15 protein-coding genes and 1 pseudogene are annotated in these 20,349 nt (G+C 34.1%); 5 read left to right on the top strand and 11 right to left on the bottom strand.

Annotated elements, in window-relative coordinates; genetic code table 11:
* Positions 1 to 8: 8 nt before the first annotated feature.
* The gene (locus tag H131_RS05810) at positions 9 to 1,133 is read right to left on the bottom strand and encodes an ABC transporter (protein ID WP_196228867.1); all 1,125 of its coding nucleotides are present in this window, start codon (positions 1,131 to 1,133) and stop codon (positions 9 to 11) included.
* Positions 1,134 to 2,694: 1,561 nt separating this feature from the next.
* Between H131_RS05810 and H131_RS26070 the strand changes: the two are divergent.
* The 4 genes and pseudogenes from H131_RS26070 to H131_RS05785 all read left to right on the top strand — a co-directional run.
* Positions 2,695 to 3,054 (top strand): annotated as a pseudogene (locus H131_RS26070) (recombinase family protein); the annotation flags it as partial.
* A gap of 80 nt (positions 3,055 to 3,134) precedes the next feature.
* Positions 3,135 to 3,668, top strand: a complete 534-nt coding sequence (locus H131_RS05795) for a sigma-70 family RNA polymerase sigma factor (protein WP_010858147.1) — start codon at positions 3,135 to 3,137, stop codon at positions 3,666 to 3,668.
* Positions 3,661 to 4,680, top strand: a complete 1,020-nt coding sequence (locus H131_RS05790; RefSeq protein ID WP_010858146.1) for a DUF4179 domain-containing protein — start codon at positions 3,661 to 3,663, stop codon at positions 4,678 to 4,680. Before H131_RS05795 ends, H131_RS05790 begins: the two co-directional genes overlap by 8 nt.
* Positions 4,681 to 4,984: 304 nt before the next feature.
* Positions 4,985 to 6,412: a serine hydrolase domain-containing protein gene (locus H131_RS05785; RefSeq protein WP_010858145.1), complete on the top strand. Its 1,428-nt coding sequence runs from the start codon at positions 4,985 to 4,987 to the stop codon at positions 6,410 to 6,412.
* Positions 6,413 to 6,914: 502 nt separating this feature from the next.
* Here H131_RS05785 and H131_RS05780 read toward each other — a convergent pair.
* The 10 genes from H131_RS05780 to H131_RS05730 all read right to left on the bottom strand — a co-directional run bounded on the left by H131_RS05780 (position 6,915) and on the right by H131_RS05730 (position 18,785).
* The gene (locus tag H131_RS05780) at positions 6,915 to 7,799 is read right to left on the bottom strand and encodes a helix-turn-helix domain-containing protein (RefSeq protein ID WP_010858144.1); all 885 of its coding nucleotides are present in this window, start codon (positions 7,797 to 7,799) and stop codon (positions 6,915 to 6,917) included.
* A 518-nt stretch (positions 7,800 to 8,317) separates the two neighbouring features.
* Positions 8,318 to 8,641, bottom strand: coding sequence for a signal transduction histidine kinase (locus H131_RS05775; RefSeq protein WP_010858143.1), 324 nt, complete (start codon positions 8,639 to 8,641; stop codon positions 8,318 to 8,320).
* A gap of 745 nt (positions 8,642 to 9,386) precedes the next feature.
* The gene (locus H131_RS23035; RefSeq protein WP_010858141.1) at positions 9,387 to 9,950 is read right to left on the bottom strand and encodes a hypothetical protein; all 564 of its coding nucleotides are present in this window, start codon (positions 9,948 to 9,950) and stop codon (positions 9,387 to 9,389) included.
* A gap of 630 nt (positions 9,951 to 10,580) precedes the next feature.
* Complete coding sequence (locus H131_RS05760) at positions 10,581 to 11,426, bottom strand: DUF2785 domain-containing protein (RefSeq protein WP_010858140.1); 846 nt, start codon at positions 11,424 to 11,426, stop codon at positions 10,581 to 10,583.
* 193 nt (positions 11,427 to 11,619) lie between these two features.
* On the bottom strand, positions 11,620 to 11,826 hold the full coding sequence (locus H131_RS23030; protein ID WP_010858139.1) for an S-layer homology domain-containing protein: 207 nt from the start codon (positions 11,824 to 11,826) through the stop codon (positions 11,620 to 11,622).
* Positions 11,827 to 11,911: 85 nt separating this feature from the next.
* The gene (locus H131_RS23025) at positions 11,912 to 12,091 is read right to left on the bottom strand and encodes an S-layer homology domain-containing protein (protein ID WP_010858138.1); all 180 of its coding nucleotides are present in this window, start codon (positions 12,089 to 12,091) and stop codon (positions 11,912 to 11,914) included.
* Positions 12,092 to 12,188: 97 nt separating this feature from the next.
* On the bottom strand, positions 12,189 to 13,757 hold the full coding sequence (locus tag H131_RS05750; protein WP_010858137.1) for a glycoside hydrolase family 10-like protein: 1,569 nt from the start codon (positions 13,755 to 13,757) through the stop codon (positions 12,189 to 12,191).
* Positions 13,758 to 14,407: 650 nt separating this feature from the next.
* On the bottom strand, positions 14,408 to 14,629 hold the full coding sequence (locus tag H131_RS05745; RefSeq protein ID WP_010858136.1) for a hypothetical protein: 222 nt from the start codon (positions 14,627 to 14,629) through the stop codon (positions 14,408 to 14,410).
* A 637-nt stretch (positions 14,630 to 15,266) separates the two neighbouring features.
* Positions 15,267 to 16,079, bottom strand: coding sequence for a thermonuclease family protein (locus H131_RS05740; RefSeq protein WP_010858135.1), 813 nt, complete (start codon positions 16,077 to 16,079; stop codon positions 15,267 to 15,269).
* A gap of 966 nt (positions 16,080 to 17,045) precedes the next feature.
* Positions 17,046 to 18,785 (bottom strand): ABC transporter ATP-binding protein, encoded by a 1,740-nt coding sequence (locus tag H131_RS05730; protein ID WP_010858133.1) that lies wholly within the window; start codon positions 18,783 to 18,785, stop codon positions 17,046 to 17,048.
* Between the two features lie 122 nt (positions 18,786 to 18,907).
* On the opposite strand from H131_RS05730, the gene H131_RS05725 reads away from it, so the two are divergent.
* The gene (locus H131_RS05725) at positions 18,908 to 20,338 is read left to right on the top strand and encodes an ABC transporter permease (RefSeq protein ID WP_010858132.1); all 1,431 of its coding nucleotides are present in this window, start codon (positions 18,908 to 18,910) and stop codon (positions 20,336 to 20,338) included.
* Positions 20,339 to 20,349: the final 11 nt, after the last annotated feature.

Genomic DNA, 20,349 nt, shown 5'->3' with positions numbered 1-20,349 from the left:
TACCTCCCCTATGCCCTACTGATTTTTCCTGTTGTGAAAAATGTTTTAATAACGAATAACATTAAAATAATACTTATACATATGATGATTAAGCCTAAACTCATAGTAATATCAACAGGCTTCGCTAAATCTACCGGTAAGCCTCGTAAAATATCATTGAAGTTCATGAAATTAAAAGGGTTATAGGGGATTAAACTAATAAGAGATGGAAAAATCATCGGTAAAAAGAATAGAATAAAGTGTACAAATAATGTTAAATACATATTTTTTAATAACACATTTAAAATAATCGACAACAGCATTACAAAAATTGAAATTACCATCATATAACCAACGCTCATAGCAATATATTGAATCGTAGATATTAATGTGGCATTTCCTACATATATCCCTACAGGCTCTAATGGGTTTCCAAGTCCATTTATGATCCACAATGGAATTGCACAAATAAAAATGAGCAAAATGCTTGTAACTATGGATAAAAAAGCAATAATGCATTTAGATAAAATATAGTGATCAAATCGGACAGGAAAGCCCTGAATTATACTAGAATGCTCAAAGTCATCAAGTAAAATAGAACTTGTATGGAAGCTAATAAATATGTACCAGCCTGCTCCAACGTGTACAAAGAAAAATAATAAAAACGGCATGTACTGAAATAAATCGGATATTGTATCCTTTCCCTCATCAATCATCCTCTTAAAATAAAGATAGTCCATAGAATTTTGCAATTTAGAAGGTAATAATCCTGCAACATTTTCATATCCTTCTAATTCGAATGCCTCTTGTCTTAATTGTGCGAGTTGAAGTGAAGTCTCATAATACATAGATTGTTTGTCCATCGTTAATGCAGCTATTTGTAAAGCAATATTGCTTTTTTGTTTAACTAAATTTTTATATAAGTCGCTTCCGTCTCCTGTTTCTAAAGCATCTTTAACTTGAAACTTTGAAAGTATAGCTTGTGCTGAATAATAATCACCCTTTTTCTCGACAATTTGATTACCAACGGCTTGTGCATTTATATAAAACATAAAGCCAAAAACGATAATAACAACAGCGACTAGTGCGACTAAGTTTTTCCGATTCGCTCGCTCAATAACTAGACCTACTTTTAAAGCTCTTAGCACCTTCATCCTCCTCACTTTTCAATCAAAGCATTTACAGTACTATAATAAGATATTATGAATATTTTTACAATTCTTACATTTCAAAGATTTCAATATAAAGTTTGTATATTTCGAAGGAAAAGATATTCATTTGGAGTGGTTTCAATTAACTTCTTTTTGAAAGCAATAATCGCTGTCGCTGTTGATACATAGCACATGTAATTTTTCTATGATGGTTTTCAGGATGCCTTCTGGCTATCCTTCGTATGGTTATCCTCCATTTAGGAATCCATCGTTTGGCTATCCACCATTCGGATACCCTAACAGATTCCCTAGGTACTAAAGCACCCACAACCTTTTTGCTATTTTTCTGGCTCTAAATTTATCCTTCTTTATCGTAAGTGTTCCTTGTAAGTTGGAGACATTGGCATATAAGTATTTCAGCCTGCTACCGTTTCTTTTGTTTCAACATCATAAATTGCATATCTACCTCTAAATTCTTTTTCAGTGCCTTTAAAGGAGTAAAAGAAATAAACTGTCTATCAGGACTAACAGTCTGATGGTAGTTAATATCTATATCAGGGTAAGGACGAAGAATATTTCCATCAGAAGTTATATAATTTAATCCTTCTATCTCATTAAACAATAACTTTTTTCTAATATTTACAGATGCTTCAGGCATTTCTTTAAAAAGAACAGTATCAAAATGTCTTTCACAAGAAGTACCCTTCGAAGTAGGGTTCCCATCTGAAGGTATAAATTATTGTAAGAGACAGTGATTATAATTTCTGTATAGACGCCAATTGGTTGGATGCCCAGTGACAAAATATCCCCAAGAGAATATCCAATAGCTGCAACCCGTTGGTAGGGCGTATATTCGCGCTCTGATTCAGAAAGAATTTGGGAGGTGGGAGACTTTGACTGAATGAAGATAAAAAAATTATTTGATTATTGTTGACAACCAAGTTGATAATGATTATCATTATCATATAAAGATTATTCCTCCTCTACAAAACAGTGTAGAGAGGATGAACTTTAGCTACTTTTCTCCAGAAGTTTGCTAATTCATGATTACGCGCCTAAAACCCCCCTCATTTTTTAGGAACGTGAAAATTTCAGACGACTCATTCTAAAATAGGATGAGTTGTCTTTTTGTATGTTTCCGGAGCATTTAAAAATAGCACATAGAATGACCTGTTATGAAGATATAGTTTGTTATATATCGCTTTTTTTCCTAAATATCATTGTATAGTAACTATGTAGTATACCAACACTGAGGCCTGCCAAAACAATAGGTTTTGGGAATGCAATACCTTTCTTATTACAATCCCGTCTGTCACTTTATGAGTTATTTTGCACTATAAGTAAATATAAAAAGAGCCCAATTATAGCTTTAGAATAAAGATTGATCAAATTAATACTAATAGCCTTGATAAACATGCAAAAAGAAAGAGCGTGTTTTGAAAAAAGATTAATCAAATCACGCTCTTAATATATTTTATTGAATCATTCTTTTATAAAAAAGTTTGATCATTTCTATGATATTTCCTCCATTAAAGCGCCCGATTGTTGAATAAGGTACCGATTTGTTCAGCTACAGCAATTAGTTGAACAACTCCGAGAAAGAGACATACACTTTGTTATTTTAAACTTAGGAATTGATACCAGAACACCAACTAGTAAATTTTTCTTAACGGTAATGGCAGCAGACTTTAGTGAACTAGATAGTGAAATGATTAAAGAGAAGCAACATTCAGGAATTAAATTGGGCAAGCAAAATGGTAATATCGAGGAAGAGTTAAAAAAATACAGATTTTAAGCATAAGAATCATGCTATTGAATTACGTAATACTCCGATAAAACTGTAAAGGAGATATGTACAATTACAGGAATCAGTCAGGCGGCATTTTATCGTAGGCTAAAGGAAATGGAAAAAGATAATGTATAACAATTTTAATGTGTTTAATTATTTTGCAACCGATTTACTTCCTCATTCGACTTTATTGTGTAACGGAGAGGAGAACCAAAATGGATATAGCAAAATTAGTAAAAAAAGCAAAAAAGGGTGATGATGAATCATTTGAACAACTGATAGGTTCTGTTCGACAAAAGCTGTACCGAACAGCCTATGCGTACGTTAGAAATGAACAAGATGCTCTTGATGTCTATCAAGAAACTATTTATACTGCCTATATTTCAATAAAGACATTAAAAAAGCCTGAAAGTTTTTCGAGTTGGATTACAAAAATTCTAGTTTTTAAATCGATTGATTTTATTCGGAAAGAATCCCACCATTTTACTACAGATAATGAGGAAATCTTTACTGAATTAATCGCTTCTGAAAATGTTGATTTTATTATGCATTCGATGGATTTATCAGAAGCCTTTAAATTCTTAAATCCTACTGTTAAGACCATTATTTTGTTGAGGTATTATCATGATCTGTCTATTAAGGAAATTGCCACCATAATGAATTATCCGGAAGGAACCGTGAAATCACACTTAAATAGAGCGAAAAAAGAGCTAAGACCCATTTTAAAGGAGGGCTATCTTTATGAATAAAGACAAATTCAATCAATCTATCAACAACATAAATGTACCTATTGAAAAGCTAATGGCAAGGGAGAAGACGGCTATCTTTCAAGCCAAGAAAAAAAGAAAAGTAAGAACCTCAAAACGGTCACTCTTGGTTGCGTGTGGGTTATGTATTACTTTGCTCGGTTCTGGATTTGTTTCAACAGGCATGGCAGAAGCATTATCAAATATCCCCCTAATCGGTCCAATTTATAAGGACTTTAGAGACATTGCCTCAGATAAAATTGAACACGATCAACTTACGACAGTAATTGATAAACAAGATAGTAAAAATGGCTTAACAATGACTGTAAAAGAAGCAGCTTATGATGGCAGCCGGTTAATCGTAACATTAGTTTACACAGGAGAAAAAGAACTTTCGATGAAAGAAGAAATTGTCGGCTTTAATTATATAACAATTAATGGACAACCAGTTAAACCAGCGATTGGTTCAACAGGGCAAGATGACATAAACTCGAAAACAATAATTGAACATCATCAATTTACTTTTTCTAATTATAATGAATATGGAGATAAAATTGAGATTGCGGTCCATGGAGAAGATTTATTTGGCTATGAGGGCAAGTTGAAGGTGGCTTTCCCACTTGAAAAAATAAAAGGTGATGTATTTGAGTTTTATCCAGAAGTTACAACTGAAACGGTTGATGAAGTTTATACATTAACGGCCGACAAAGTAACATTTTCACCTCTATCAACTAGAATAGACCTAACGATTGATTACCCTACTGAAATGGATGAAAACGATAGTTGGCCATGGTTTGATTTCTCTGTAGTCGATGATAATGGTCATGTATATGATAAACTGAAACTACAAGCAGGCATGGCTGGGAACTATGGTCATCATATGGTACTGACTTTGCCTCCAATGGATACGATACCAAAATCATTAACACTCAAGCCAAGTCATACAAATAGTGAAGGTTTTAGTGAAGAAATAAAGGAACTAGAATTGGTCGTTCCTTTAAATAAAAGTAAATAAGGACCTAAGCCGGATTCCAAAGCCATTGGAATTCGGCTATTTCACATTAAATTTTCTTAACGTTGTAAATCCCCTGACGGGACCCCTAAAAAAGCCTTTAAATATGATCTTAGATTATTCCACAATCTGGCCCTTTAACGAAAACGAGCGCTGATTCTTAATACAGAATCGGGCCCGATTGTAACTCTTCACAATTACTTGATATTATATAGGTGAATAGAAAGTTAAATTAAAATTTAGTTTAGTAGTTGTAAAAGTAGGTTATTTATATTATTCTCTTATAATTTTTCGAAAAGGAGAGTTTATGAAAAAGATTATTGTTTTTGTATTAACGATATTAATATTATTCTCAGGATTCGTAACACAAAGTTATGCGTTGTCAGATTCGAAATCTGCGGCAATACAAGCGTTGCTAGATGATGCCTCTCGTATATCAGGTGTGCCGGGAATGTCAATCTCAATACTTGCAGATGATGAAGTGTTCTACTTTTCTTCAGGGTATGCAGATCGTGAAAAGGGGTTGTCTGCAAGTGAAAATACACTCTATGAGTTAGCCTCGGTCAGTAAAGCTTTTACCGGTATGGGTATTATGCTGTTGGAAGAGCAAGGGCTGCTCTCAATGACTGACCCTGTCCAAAAATATTTACCTTGGTTTACGTTAAAGTATCAAGGGAAACCTGTTGATATGCAAAGCCTTACACTAAATAACTTTCTTCATCATACCAGTGGTCTAACAAATATTAGGCATACTCAAAATATTCCACAAGGCAATACACCGAATATGTTGCAAAAGACTGTGGAAATGCTCGTAGATGCTGAATTGGCGTTCCCTCCCGGTGAACAGTATAACTATGGAACTGTTAATTATGACGTATTGGGTTTGGTTATTGAGATTGTGTCGCGACAAAGCTATGAAGACTTTATGAGGGAACAGGTATTTCAGCCGTTAGGTCTTCACCAGACGTATGTTTATAAAGAAGATGCTCAAGCCACTGGACAGTTGGCACAGGGCTACCGTTCTTCCTTTTTTATGACAACTCCATTTAAAGCTCCGGATTATGCTGGGAATAAACCCGCAGGCTACATCATTTCTAATACAAAAGATATGGCGCGTTGGATGGGCATACAGATGGGTATTGTGCAGGACATACCCGAAATATTCCACACGGTTATCGAAAAATCACATAGGGGTGATATGTCTGTTTCCGCTGTCAACGATATGTATTATGCGGCAGGTTGGTCGGTAAACGCCGAACAAACGATTATAGAACACACTGGGGGCAATCCAAATTTCAGAACCGAAGTAGCCATACTGCTAAATGAACGAACAGCCGTCTGCTTGCTGAGCAACGGTGCAAATACCAATATAAATCTGGTACTAAAAGTTAAAGATATATTAGACGGCAATCTAACTCAGTCATATGAAATAAGCGGCACACAGCTTTTGGATATCATTTTGTCGTCTATCACAATTATTCTTTGCCTATTGGCCGTTCTGCTATTTCTCTTAGGATTACGCAGAAGGAAAACGAATGAGCGGCAGCCAATGACAAAAAAGAGAATAATCGTAACAGTTATTTTCCTGATCGCTACAATTGCCCTGGGTATACTGTGCTGTGCTTTCGATTGGTCAACGATACTTATTTGGCAAACATATAGTGTTCTTACAGCTTTGATTTCGTCAGCATTATTAACAGCAAGCATTACATGGTTTGTATACACTCACCGATAAAATACCTCGCTCCCAAGATAAACATAATTTTAAGTAATTAAATTTCAATTTATCAGTATGCTTAATTTGAAAAACATAAGGCACTTCGGTGTCTTTTTTAATATCATCGACAATTTTCCCAATCAAACCTAATTACTATTGCTTCCACTAACCTGCTCCGTTCGTGGAATAAGGATTTTTAAACAACTTTATTATTTTTTAAATGACTCTATTGTAAATTAAACAACAATATTATTTTTGCACAAGCGTCGTTAGGTAACATTTCTTAAAAGACTGTTACTCAACAATATGGCCCTATTGCTGAAAAAGGCACAATTCATCTTCAAGAATTGCGCCCGATTGCGGTATAGTTAAGCAATATTTTCACCAAAACTTTAAGTAATGAACAAGCGTGTTAATTCCTACAAACTTTACAGCCATAATTGCAATTATAACTATAATACTTAATACAACCCCAGTAGCCTTTTTACCGGAATTAGCCATGTTATCACCCTTCCTTAAATCATATTTCTTCGTAAAACGATAAATTTACTGGCTCGTCCAGCAGTTCACCATGCACCTCTAAATTAGTTGTTGGAATACTTTCATTCACTTCTTCAAAAGTGAATTGATCTGCCCATACAGTTCCTTGTCCAGACAGAATGATACCAAACGAAATAACAGTACTTTGGGTTGGAACATCTAAAATAATAGAATAATGGTTCCAGTTTGTTGTTCCTTTAATGGGGCGATTACTCATATTATCAAATTGAAGAACATCTTCCATTGTGTCGTCTACTCGCATCCACATTCCAGCGTACGTATCTACCTCTTCCGTACGGATGAAACAAGAGAGTCTAATGCGCTTTCCAACAAACTGATTAGCCTTAAATGTTTGCATCATGGTAGCGAATTCAGTTGAATCTAACACTGTTTTGGATTTTAAATAACCTGATGCTTTCCCCTGATGAACAACTTCATGGTCAATTCCCATTTCGTAATTAAATGGATTTGATCCACTTAAAAACCAACCTTTCACCTTTGTATCCATATTTGTTTCCTCCTTAATTTTATTCACGTCTGACATCATTCTGCGATATTTGCCAGGTGGTAGCTTATAAATCTCTTTAAATGCTCTTGTAAATGATTCTTGTGATTCAAACTGATAATATAAAGCGATATCAAGAATGCGTTCACTTGTGTAAAGCAAGGCGGAAGAAGCATTAGCCAATCTTCTTAACCGAATATATTCAGTTACCGTCATGCCAACCGTGGATTGGAATATTCGATGAAAGTGATACTTTGAAAAATTTGATTGTGCTGCAATATTTTCCAAAGTAAGTGGTTCATGTAGGTTTTCTTCCACATACAAAATAATTTTCTTAATTATAATTTCATGGTTATACAACGAAGGCACATCCTTTAAATATGATATCAAGGTTCTTCATTCGTTTTTTGATATATCTTGCGAAGTAATCGCTGCATCCTAAAAATCATTAAAAAGAGGTTGATGTAATATCAACCTCTTTTTATATCTGCTGTAGGTTTAAAATAAAGTTTGATCAAAAACACCTCTTAAACCCACATCTTACGTTAAATTAATAGAACCCGTTTTGAAAAAAGATTGATCAAAACGGATTCTTCCTCTGTGAAGTATTGTTTAATTTTTATAAAAAAGTTTGGTCATTTTCTGTGATCTAATCTTCAACAAATTCCTATCCCTTTTCCTCTCTTAAAATGCAGGTATCGATTTAGTAGCCTTCTAAAATTTTGAAAAAGATGATTTATGAAATTGATTCAGTTAATTTTAAACATAATAAAAAAGCACTCTCTCAAGAATGCTTTATAAGTCAGGATATATTGTTGTATTGTAAAACTTTATATCTTCCTCAAAATATTGCTGATACCTGTTGAAATAAACTTTCTTTAATCAGCTTGATTTTTACGATGAACCTCAGTAAGATCTTTTATATAAATTAATGAATAGTCATCTCTAATATCCACTTCAAAAAAGTAATGATTTTTAGTTACTATATCTTTAACTTCTATTGCAAACAACCCCATTCCTCTTAGGTAATTGCTTTCTTCAGATTTTAAATCTTCTCTACCAATGCCATAGTTAGTTTCAATATAGTTTTCCACATAGTTGTATACGATAGCGTTTCGAGATTTAGAATTAAAATAATTGTAATTAACAAAAATAACTACTATACAAAATAATAGATTAAAGATAATTATTTTTTTTTTCATTTTCCTCTCCTTCCGCCATATCAAGTATCAAGACTATATTTATTAATAATTACAATTTTTCAAACTATAAAAATTCGATTTTAGTGTCTTTACCTACCAATTTAACAATAAAGAAAATTTATAATAATACAATTAATTATTAATTGAAAAACTCACCATCGATATAATTGCAGAGTTAACGTTATAGTTTATATCACGTATAGTACTATTAGGAGCTACGTTTGAACTCTTAACATTGTACCTGTGGAAGCGTAGATATATCCAAGTCCAGGTGTCCAGTGATAATCATATGCATAATCTGCATTAGGTTCAAAAAGAGTATTTGAAAGTTATTCTAATCAAACTCTATTCCAAGGCTATAACAATTCCTTAAGAAAAAAGCCCCTAAAAGGCGGCTGGTCATTACAACTGTTAAATAATAACTAAAATTACAATTTTAAAAGACAAAGAAAGGTGTTAGAATAATATGAATAATAAAATTGGGAGGTGAAGAAAATTATGGACAATAAATATAAATTATTAGGACTTTTATGTATTATAATTCCTATATTATCTGCAATATATATTCTGTTAAATAGCAATATTTTAATACCAAAAGGTTATGATCTGGCAATTGATGGATATGTAATATCCAGAAATTTAATGGTTATTTTTTTACTATATTCACTTTCAAAATTAGGATACTTCTTCTCTACAAAATTGAAACAAGACTAACTATATTAGCTAGTCTTGTTTCAATTAATTGTTACTTAGCACTTATTAATTTATACTCTCCATGTTGGGGAACCTTAACAGTATAGCTATTACTTTTTAATACTTTTCCAGTTACTAAATCATAATACTCTCTAGTACCCGTTTCTACTTTATAATATACTCTATATCCCATATAAACGGTTGTATTAGGGTCAGCATTCAATGTATATCCTATTGAGCTAGTGATAGATTTTGATGTTGATATACCTAGTCCATCTATTGCTCCAGATACATCTGTTCCAAAAGTGACACTTTTGGTTGCTGTAATAGAACCGCCTCCTTTGCCTGTCGTTATATTATCAGAAGCTCTTTTATAACCCGACCATTCATTGTATGTTTTAACATTTACCTTTCGATATCGGAAATCATTAATAAAATAAGGTGTAACCTCTTCTGAATCAACTATTTCTTCTGAATTAACTACCTCTTCTGAATCAATTACTTCTTCTGAATCAACTACTTCTTCTGCTGCTACTGCTGTTTTCGAATCAATTGTAAAAGCAGCAGTAACTACAGATAATAATAGCAAAAATAGCAAAATTAACTTTTTTAACATAATATCACCTCCTATGTAAATTATTGGTACATTTTTATAATACCATATTATAGAGTTGTTTTTTAGAAATATTTTTAAAATTTTTACAAATAATGTGTAGCTTTGATAAGCTTAAAAATAAAATTTGATCAGAATTACCTTGCAAACCCGCATTTTAAGTAAAATAAAAAGAACCCGTTTTGAAAAAAGATTGATCAAAATGAATTCTTCTCTTATGAATTAGTATACATTTTTTATAAAAAAGTTTGATCTTTTTCCAGCTATGTTGTTCAACAATTGCGCCCTTTAATGGAGGAACATGCCAGAGGGTGTCAAACAAAGAACTAAGGCTTATGTAAGACTCGTTGGCCTTCCCCATTTAATTAAATACGATTCAAGCTTAGCAAAGTCAGTTTTACCGTAAATTAATTTGCTGTTTTTAATTGGTTCAATCTCTATTGTCTGGTAATCAATGATGTTCAAACCCTCACCGGAATTTTTGTAAATCTGGAATACTTGCCTCTTCTTTTGTACGTTGTGGGTGGCACTTCCATTTTACCAAAGGATGGTTTCTTTTTGTTTTTCTTGACATAAAAAGGGGCAATCCCTCAGCCAATTTTCCATGACTTTTGGGACAGCCCCTCTAATCCTTTAACTGATAGAAAACCTGTTCAATTTTGCCTCAGTAGCAAGCATGACAATGTTAAGCGCATTCCCTCGGCTATCTTGTCCCCTTCTGAAATAGAGACTGCGTAAAAAATTCTTGCTGTTCACGCGAGCAATCACCTGACTGCGACTTCTCGGCAAATGGCAGCATTGCGCTAAGCCGCTAATCCAATCAGCGATTTCTTGATGTAGAAGTAACTCTTTTTCAATCATCGTATCCACGATGTTGACCAACCGCTCATCATCCTCATCGCTAAAAACGTGTCTACCATTATGAAGCATGCCAGAAATAGCGACAAGAACCTCACGCAGCATTGCGACGCTGCTCTCCTCGCACTGCACCAGCTCGACAAAAACATCTGCACCGTGAGACGCGCTGTGAGCCCAGCCTCCTACTGAAAGGTAACCTCGCAGATCCTTCTCCTCTTTATAATAACGGAGCATTGCATGCATCAATTGCTCAATTTCAGCTTGATTGAAAAATGGATTCTGTCTGTGGCGTTGCACAATCAAAGCGATAGGCAAGGCAGAGAACGTCCTTGTAAAAACTGACTGATCATCCTCGTTGCCAATATTATAGAACAAATGGTTCTCATCAGTCAGAACAGTTAAGAGGCTACGCAACTCCTCTTCACTGAACCTATTCTCTTCCTTAATCCACATATAAAACATCGGATATATCAGGTTATCCCGTAATTCTGGCTGAGGATCACCAATATATTGAAGTAACAAAGGTAATAAATCTTGATGCTGCTCACCTTCGCGTAACTGATACTCATCCTTCTCAATTCTTTGCAAATCCAGCATCAATTTGGTCCTTGTATCGCTCATTTTCCCATCCCTCTCATCATTCGTTCACTCGCCTCGCCTTGATTCTCTTCGTAAATTGTGTTTAATAATTCTTTAGTCACGTATATTCCTTCGTCCACTGATAGTCCCCTGCTGAGCAGAAGGTTTTCAAAGCATACAATAAAACACTCTATAAAATTCTGAAACTTGAATTTTGTAGAGTGCTTCGTTGTGATTATTTCATGACACGGTACATAAATGCCACGAATTGTACACGTGTCACTGCCTGATTTGGTCTGAAATTACCATTGTAACCCAATGCAATGCCGTTATATGCTAGTGCGGCAATATAGTCATAGCTCCAATGTGTTGTTGGAACGTCCTGGAATGTGCTTGTCCCAGCTGGTGGGATACCAAATGCGAGTACAAGTATTTCCGCCATTTGTCCACGTGTTAGCGATTCATCTGGACTGAATGCCCCGTTTGAACCGTTTACAATAGCTGCCTATTGTAAACTTGTAATTGCCTCATAAGTATGGATGACTCGTTGATACATCACTAAATGATACGTCCTTTCGTTTAAGTGTTAGCTCAAAAGTCCGTGCGATCATGACTGCATTATGCTTACGTTTAATTGGTTCATTCGGTCGAAACGTGCAGTCTGGATAGCCTGTGATAATACCACGAGCTGCGATGTCTTCAATCATGTCCTTAGCCCAGTTTTCGTGGAGATATCGTTGAATGTAATATTAGGCTTTGGATCTACAGGTTTTTCTGGTTGCTCTGGCCCTTCAGGTGTTGGCTCTATTGGTACTGGTAAGGATTTCCATCTTTTAGAACAAAAGCAGTTTTACTTTCCACACCTGTAGCAGATATAGACTTTATACCATATGTGTATACTTTACTATTATTTGCAATAGTATCTACATAAACAGTATTACCTTGTGTGTTATAAACCACGTCTACTATATTTTTAACGTCTTCATATGATCCTTCTTTTGTTCCATCAAATCGGTATATTACATATTTCCTTGGTTGAGTACTATTTTTATCTGTAATAGTAAGCTTCATGCCGAAAGACTCTTTACTCAATTTAACATCAGTTGGACATAAAGGTATTGCAGAGCCTTTCCAATAAATTGTAGGTGTTAAAGCTTTATAATTGTATAGTTGCTGATTTAAATAAGAAGCATATCCAAGAGCGTTATTGTTAATACTTCTTAGAGAAAAATGCATTTGTCCTTGAGCATTTTTATTTGCTCTGTTGGCGATTACTTGGCTGATAAGTTCCGTCTTATTATTCCATGCAGTATCAGAATCATTTCCAACTTTATAATCGGCCATGCCAATATATAGATTAACAGGATGGACTTTTGCGTACGTTTGAACTTCTCTTCCCCACCAATCTAATAAAACAGAGTAACTTGCTGCTTTATGATTTCTGGACCAATAGATTTGAGGAGCAATATAATCGATACTTCCATCTTTAATCCACTGTCTTGTATCAGCATAAATATCATCGTAGTTACTCATTCCATTCGTGTTACTACCAGTAGAATCTTGCCCTTTGTTTCGCCAAATTCCAAACGGAGATATTCCATATTGAACATGAGGTTTAATTGCATTAATGCTTGCATAAACCTTTTTTACTAATTGATTAACATTATTTCTGCGCCAGTCTTCAATATTATTGAAAGAGCCACCATACTTTTTAAAAGTTTGTTGATCTTGAAAAGTCTCTCCTTTTATTTTATAAGGATAGAAGTAATCATCCATATGTACAGCGTCGATATCATAGTTGCTTACTAATTCTTCTATGGTTGATAATAAGTAATTTTGAACTTCCGGCAAACCAGGATCTAAATAGTATTGTTTACCGTATTTCACTACCCAATTAGAATTTTTACGGGCTACATTATCGGCAGCAAGATTAGACAAAGATTGCGAAGGCATAGTGACCCTATATGGGTTTACCCAAGCATGAAGTTCTAATCCTCGCTTATGTGCTTCGTCCAGCATTATTTGCAATGGATCAAAACCCGGATTGGTCCCTTGTGTATTGCCTGTTATATACGATGACCATGGAGCAAGCTTAGACGGGTACAGTGCATCATTTAATGGCTTAACTTGAAAAATAACTGTATTAAAGTTATCAGCTTTTAATTTGTCTAAGGTACTTTGAACCCATTGAGTATATTGGGTTTTACTCATACCTGCCTTCATATCAATATTAGATACTGTTGCAATCCAGGCTGCACGCATTTCATTTTGAGGTAGTGAATTAGCTGTAGCCTTTTGATTTGTAAAAACAGGGATAAGTAAAAGTAAAACCAAAAAAGTTACTAAGCACTTTCCAAAAAAATTTTTAAACATAAATAATGAAATCTCTCCTTTTTTAAATAATTATTTTTTATAATAATTTTTCAACAACTAATTCTCAGCTATTAAAACCTAGCTGTTACTATAACCTAAGTAAATACCATATCAGCCGATTCTATAAAAGTAGGAACTGATTTATCCTTCCAAAAAGTGTCTTACAGTAATTAGGTCTGTAGCGTTTTGTCGGCAGGACCCTCTATTGGTAATTTCAATGGTTTGCGAAGCTCGTTGGAAAATTTTATTCTTGTTTCTTCGCTCACTATATAATACCACAAATCCCCAATTATTCTCCCTTCACCGTTAATTTCCTTTGTTTAATATTCTTGACGCCAATTTTATGAGAGCGTTGAATAGCAATCATTTGATCATTTGTTAAGTTCGTTTGAATATTTTTTTCTAGTGTAGCTTTAGAATAATGATTGATTAAAATATTTTCTTCAACGTTTATTTATTAGCAAATGCAAAAACTCCATTTTGAAAAAAGATTGATCAAATTGGAGTTAATTTTTCTAACTAAGTATGAGATTTTTATAAAAAAGTTTGATCAATTAAATGAGCCTTATTAAACTAAAGCTCCCTGTTTGTTTAAGTACATTTATTCACAAACTTAATTCTAAAAAAAGCTTAGGAGTACTTAAGCGTAATTACCACTTATCATTATTCTTATGAATTTTTCTATAAACGTAATCTGCATTTTTAATTCCTATCCAATTACTAATAAAATTAATACTCACAATAAAAATTCCAAATAAAACAAACGCCATACTGTAATGACCTAAGAAAATTAAAACAAAAGCAGCAACCAATATTAATATCATTAAAACTATTACCGTGACTTGTAATTTTCCCTTCTTCTTATCATTCATATGTTCAACCTCCTATCAATTCGCCAATATTTTTCCGTATCTTTTAATATGTTTTCAATGGTTTATTTTACCATATTCTAATATTTACAATACAATCCAGTATAAACCTTCTTAAACTAACCTCCCTCTATAAACATTGATGTATCAACGGTTTCCACCACTCCGTGGTGAAGAAAAAATAATTTTCCACTTCATTTATAAACAGTGTTTTGAATTTAGAATGCATAAAGGAGTCCTCCTTGTTTGATGATGGGTCAATGGTCGTTGACACTCATGCATCATACTAGAGGGCTCCTTTTCTTTCAAGACCTCGAACATCCTTCAAACAGGAATGCTGCGCCGTTAGTTTAAGTACAATTCTTCACAAGATAAACATCAGTTTTAACATAAATGTCCAATAAAAAAATCATCTCAAAGAATAACTAAAGAGATGATTTTTATCAAACTTTATTACAAATTATCAATCTTTATTATAAACGATCAATCTTTTTTACAAAGCTACAATCCGTCATTTGGCCTTGAAATGCCCTTTAATGGAATAACTTTATTATCACTTAATAGGTTCTTAATCCACAAGAAAAACCGAAATCCCTTCTTTATAGAGATAGGAGATAGGAGATAGGAAATTGGAATTATTTTATTGTTTTGCTGGGAGAAATCCACCATCCTCTGCCTCTTCTTCAGTGCAGAACATTTCTTCAGCTATTGTATTGTCATAATCACGTTGACCAGGCATATGATAAATTTTATTTCCTTTTGAATTGATATTACCTTTAATTACACAACTGTTATTATTAGTAATAGATTTATCATTTTCTGTTTTCTTATCATCTTTATTTTTTTCTGTAGTAACATAATAAGCATCCTTGTCGTAGCCACGATTCGTTACATAGTCTTCAACTGACCAAATACCAATAGCTGACTGTTGTGCAGTTTTTTGAATCGATTTAAACCAATCTACGTGCTTCGTATTTGGAGCATATATATAAGCAACACGTGCTAATCCATTTTTCAATAACTGCTCTTGAACACTTATACCCCCTTTGGTATAAATATAGGCAAGTAGTCTTTTATATTTATCACGATACGAAACGTCAAATTCTAAATATACTGTATCTTGACCAGCTAATAGTTGCTTAGTAAATTCTTTAGCTTCTGGTCCGTACGGTTGCTCTCCTAATGTCTCATGATTAGTTTCAGGGCTATCAACAAGTAAAAAACGAACTTTTTCAGAGCTGCCGTTATATTTTATTCTTATTGTATCACCGTCAATTACACTTTCTAGCTCATATTCTTCAAACTTACTTACATCGTGTTTCTCAGCATTTTCTATCGTTGATGATATAAGACCTTCTATATCTTCATTCTCAATAATATTCGTACTAGTTTCTTCTGTGCATGCACTCAGAACCAATGTAGAAATGAATAAAGCAAAAATAATTTTCTTCAAAAGTAAACCCTACTTTCTAATTTATATCCCTTTATAAAACTAAAAATCCTCAGTTAAATTAAAACTGAAGATCTTAAATTTATTTGAATATCAAATATAATACAAAAGCTAAAATAATTGTTCCACTTGTAATTAGCGTCTTAATATCTTTGTCACTCATTTTCCGTACCTCTCTTCTAGCATTCATTAATATCTTATTTAAGTCTATTATCAATATATTAATATCACAATGAATTTGATTTATTTTCTACTAAGAATTTTCAATAATAATTTAATTATTACCTTACACATAAAAAAATCTTCAGTCCAAAAACCGAAGATCATAATACCTTTATCATTAAGCAATATTTATACATCACAGCTTGATATATCATTATTTTATATCAGCTAAATATGTACACTTTTATACAAACATAGTTAATCAAGATATGACATTAATCTATAATTAACTAAATTTTATTGTGTACACCTATATTTTGAAGACCTACATGAAATTACAGTAATATCAACACTTTGCGATCTTAATGTGTACAAAATTTTACTGTACAGTTTTATAGTGATAACCCGTCATAAGCTTTTATATACTCTACACTCTACATTAAAGCGATCATCTCCGGTCTTTTCTTCAACCGCTTCAATTGTAATAATGCCTTGTTGCTCAGAAGTAGCAGTATCCTTATCTTCGCTGGTGTTCTGCCAAAAATCATATACAAAGCAACAGCCACAATGATTGTACCACTCGTTATTAACGTTTTTATGTCTTGAGTAGTTCCCTCACAACTATTCGCCATTATCACACTTTAACAAGTGGCCTCTATATTGCATGCTTAAACTGAAGTTCACAGCTGAGCACTGTAAAAGTCTGATACGTTCAACTGAACAACTGCGTGGATAGTAAAAGCCCCCGCTGATTGAAAAAAGTTTCACGTTGTTTCTATTGTAAAATATCAAGCTATTACATTCAAGTTATGTAGATGTTACTGCAACCCAATGATTAGGTAAAACTTCAACGAGTTCACTATTTTCTACATCATATTGGACTTGTAGTTCCTCATTTTCTGAAACAGCATATTTTCGTTTTTCTATTGCTGGGTCTGGAACTGGAATCGCTTGCAACAATGCGCGAGTATATGGATGTTGCGGATTCGTGTATAGCTCTTCACTTTCAGCAAGCTCAACAATTTTCCCACCGTACATGACAGCCACACGATCGCTTATATGCTTAACCATAGATAAATCATGCGCAATGAATAAGTAAGTCAGACCCAGACGCTGCTGTAAATCCTTTAATAAATCGACAATTTGCTTTTGAATCGAAACATCTAGCGCAGATAGTGGTTCATCACAAACGATAAAATTCGGTTCAACAGCCAATGCTCTTGCAATACCAATACGTTGGCGTTGACCACCAGAAAACTCATGTGGATAACGCATTGCATGTTCTTTGTTTAAGCCCACAAGTTCAAGTAAATGTTCAACGCGCTGTTGGCGTTCTTCATTTGTTTTCACAAGTTTATGAATATCTAATGCCTCTCCAACAATATCTACTATTTTTTTTCGAGGATTTAAAGAAGAATACGGGTCTTGGAAAATAATCTGCATATGGCGACGCATTGCTTTCAATTGCTTTGCTGTTAGCCTCGTAATTGGTACTCCCTGATACAAAACCTCACCATTTGTAGGCTGATGTAGCTGCAAAATCGTACGTCCCGTAGTCGATTTACCTGAACCTGATTCTCCTACAAGCCCTAACGTTTCACCTGGGTAAATATGAAATGATAAATCATTAACCGCCTTTACTGTTTGACCACGTCCCAATTCAAATTCCTTTGAAAGATGCTCTACTGCAATTAATGGTTTCGTTGCATCTATGCCTGCCAATAAATTTGATAATGGCTTAGGCTGTTTCTTCTCATGTAATTTTGGTAAAGCATTCAGTAGTTTTTTTGTATAGGGATGCTGAGCATTCGTAAAAATTTCTTCGGTAGTACCTTGCTCAACAATCTCGCCTTCTTTCATAACAATGATTCGATCACACATACCTGCAACAACACCTAAATCATGCGTAATTAAAATAATTGATGTACCCATTTTATTTTGCATGTCACGCATTAATTTTAATATTTGCGCTTGGATTGTCACATCAAGTGCGGTTGTGGGTTCATCTGCAATCAGCAAAGATGGATTACATGCTAAGGCCATTGCAATCATAACCCGTTGACGCATACCACCTGAAAATTCATGAGGGTATTGTTTATAACGTTGTTCTGCATCTCGAATCCCTACAAGCTTTAATAATTCAATCGTTTGCTTGTAAGCATCTGTTTTTGAAAGTGATTGGTGCTTTCTTAAACTTTCTGCTACTTGTTCGCCTACTCGGATAGTAGGATTTGTAGATGTCATCGGGTCTTGAAAAATCATACTTATATCTTGCCCACGTATTGCTTCCATCTGCTTTTCGTTTAAGGCAGTAAGCTCTTGTTGTTGAAACACAATCTCTCCTGATTTTAGAAATGAAGGTGGTGAAGGAAGTAAGCGCATAATTGAACGAGCCGTTACACTTTTTCCGCTTCCTGACTCTCCTACTATTCCGAGGGTTTCACCTTTATTTACATGAAAGCTAACACCTTTTACTGCTTCAAATTCTGTCTCCCCAGTAATAAAGGACACACGAAGATTGTTGATTTCTAAAAGCTTTTCACTCATTCAATCCATCCTTTTTTAAATTTTATGATTGACTTAATACCAAGTATAATCCATACTTTACAATACTGATAGGAATTATACAATATAATACTTGTTATGTCATTTACGTTTGGAGGAAATGCATGGTTATGTCAAAAAGTCATTCATCAACAAAGGAACATGTATTCTTTTTTACGGTTTATCAAAAATTATTGCATCATCGACACTACACGTTGCTACTTTTTCTTTTTAGTGTCTTGATCCATCCATTTACATATTTCTTTTATCGAAAAAGCAAAAATTCACACATATACAAGCAACGATTTGAGCAACAATGTCAGTTTTATAAAGTAAATGGATCTTATGGACAGTGGCAGTCTGCATTTGCAGAACAAGAACAGGCCAAGGCTCGCTTTTTCAATGATCCTATATCTGAACAACAGGTACAAACAGTAGCTACTTCTTTAGCAGATGCAAAGCTTAACCGAATTGTAGAGAAAGATTTAGCCAATGAAGGCCTCTATGATTCATCCTATTTACAGTTTTTGGGGCAGCAGCTGAAAAAACAAAAATTTGTAGCAATCACGTTTATACCAGCAGTGTTATTTTATGTATTACTACTATTGTTTGCGAATCCATTTCTACAATTTATTATTGAACGGATATTACAAAGCTTCATCGTTATCGTTGGTGTTGCAACACTCGTTTTTACGATTTTATATTTGTCGCCGTTTGATCCAGCAAGAAACTTACTCGGCGTCGAGGCAACTCCCGATCAAGTTGCTAACTTTAATCGTATTTATGGCTTAGATCAACCCTATTTATCACAATTATGGCATGCGCTTTCTGGTCTATTCACATTTGATTTGGGCACATCATTTGCTGGCAAAGAAGATATTACACATAGCATTGCCAATAAATTCCCTGTCACACTTGAAATTGCTCTATTCTCACTGCTAATGGCCATTGCCATTGCGATTCCTGTTGGCATTATTTCAGCAGTCCGCCCAAATTCATACTTAGATTACACATTCATGTTTATTGCCCTAATTGGCTTATCGATCCCAAGTTTTTGGCAAGGCTTACTATTCATCTTAACTTTCGCGTTAAAACTACAATGGTTACCAGCCACGTATAATCCACAAAATTGGTTATCACTATTGATGCCTGTCGTTGTCTTGGGTACTTCAATAACGGCATCTATTGCCCGGATGACAAGATCAAGTATGCTCGAAGTTATTCATGAAGATTATATTATTACTGCTAAAGCAAAGGGTTTAAATGAATATAAAGTTATTACAAAGCACGCAATACGTAATGCCATGATTCCTATTATCACGGTGATTGGACTTCTCTTTGGAGGAATGTTAGGAGGCGCTTCTGTTACGGAGAAGGTTTTCAATATTAGTGGAATTGGTAGCTATATTGTTGATAAACAATTCATACCTGATATTCCAGCTATCCTCGGTGGCGTTGTCTATATTGCCATTACCATTTCGATTGTCAATTTGTTGATCGATATTCTGTATGCCTTTTTCGATCCACGTATTCGCTCGAAAATGAAGAAGTCTTAAAGGGGGATCAC

Source organism: Lysinibacillus sphaericus OT4b.31, assembly GCF_000392615.1.
In the GTDB taxonomy this organism is placed as follows: domain Bacteria; phylum Bacillota; class Bacilli; order Bacillales_A; family Planococcaceae; genus Lysinibacillus; species Lysinibacillus sphaericus_B.
Note: the sequence above shows the minus strand (reverse complement) of the source record. Positions and strands in the feature narration are given on the sequence as shown.

Bases quoted from the DNA above. Each gene is read 5' to 3' on its own strand.
- H131_RS05810 (WP_196228867.1), bottom strand. From the start codon at position 1,133: ATGAAGGTGCTAAGAGCTTTAAAAGTAGGTCTAGTTATTGAGCGAGCG.
- H131_RS05795 (WP_010858147.1), top strand. From the start codon at position 3,135: ATGGATATAGCAAAATTAGTAAAAAAAGCAAAAAAGGGTGATGATGAA.
- H131_RS05790 (WP_010858146.1), top strand. From the start codon at position 3,661: ATGAATAAAGACAAATTCAATCAATCTATCAACAACATAAATGTACCT.
- H131_RS05785 (WP_010858145.1), top strand. From the start codon at position 4,985: ATGAAAAAGATTATTGTTTTTGTATTAACGATATTAATATTATTCTCA.
- H131_RS05775 (WP_010858143.1), bottom strand. From the start codon at position 8,641: ATGAAAAAAAAAATAATTATCTTTAATCTATTATTTTGTATAGTAGTT.
- H131_RS23035 (WP_010858141.1), bottom strand. From the start codon at position 9,950: ATGTTAAAAAAGTTAATTTTGCTATTTTTGCTATTATTATCTGTAGTT.
- H131_RS05760 (WP_010858140.1), bottom strand. From the start codon at position 11,426: ATGAGCGATACAAGGACCAAATTGATGCTGGATTTGCAAAGAATTGAG.
- H131_RS23030 (WP_010858139.1), bottom strand. From the start codon at position 11,826: ATGGCGGAAATACTTGTACTCGCATTTGGTATCCCACCAGCTGGGACA.
- H131_RS23025 (WP_010858138.1), bottom strand. From the start codon at position 12,091: ATGATTGAAGACATCGCAGCTCGTGGTATTATCACAGGCTATCCAGAC.
- H131_RS05750 (WP_010858137.1), bottom strand. From the start codon at position 13,757: ATGTTTAAAAATTTTTTTGGAAAGTGCTTAGTAACTTTTTTGGTTTTA.
- H131_RS05745 (WP_010858136.1), bottom strand. From the start codon at position 14,629: ATGAATGATAAGAAGAAGGGAAAATTACAAGTCACGGTAATAGTTTTA.
- H131_RS05730 (WP_010858133.1), bottom strand. From the start codon at position 18,785: ATGAGTGAAAAGCTTTTAGAAATCAACAATCTTCGTGTGTCCTTTATT.
- H131_RS05725 (WP_010858132.1), top strand. From the start codon at position 18,908: ATGGTTATGTCAAAAAGTCATTCATCAACAAAGGAACATGTATTCTTT.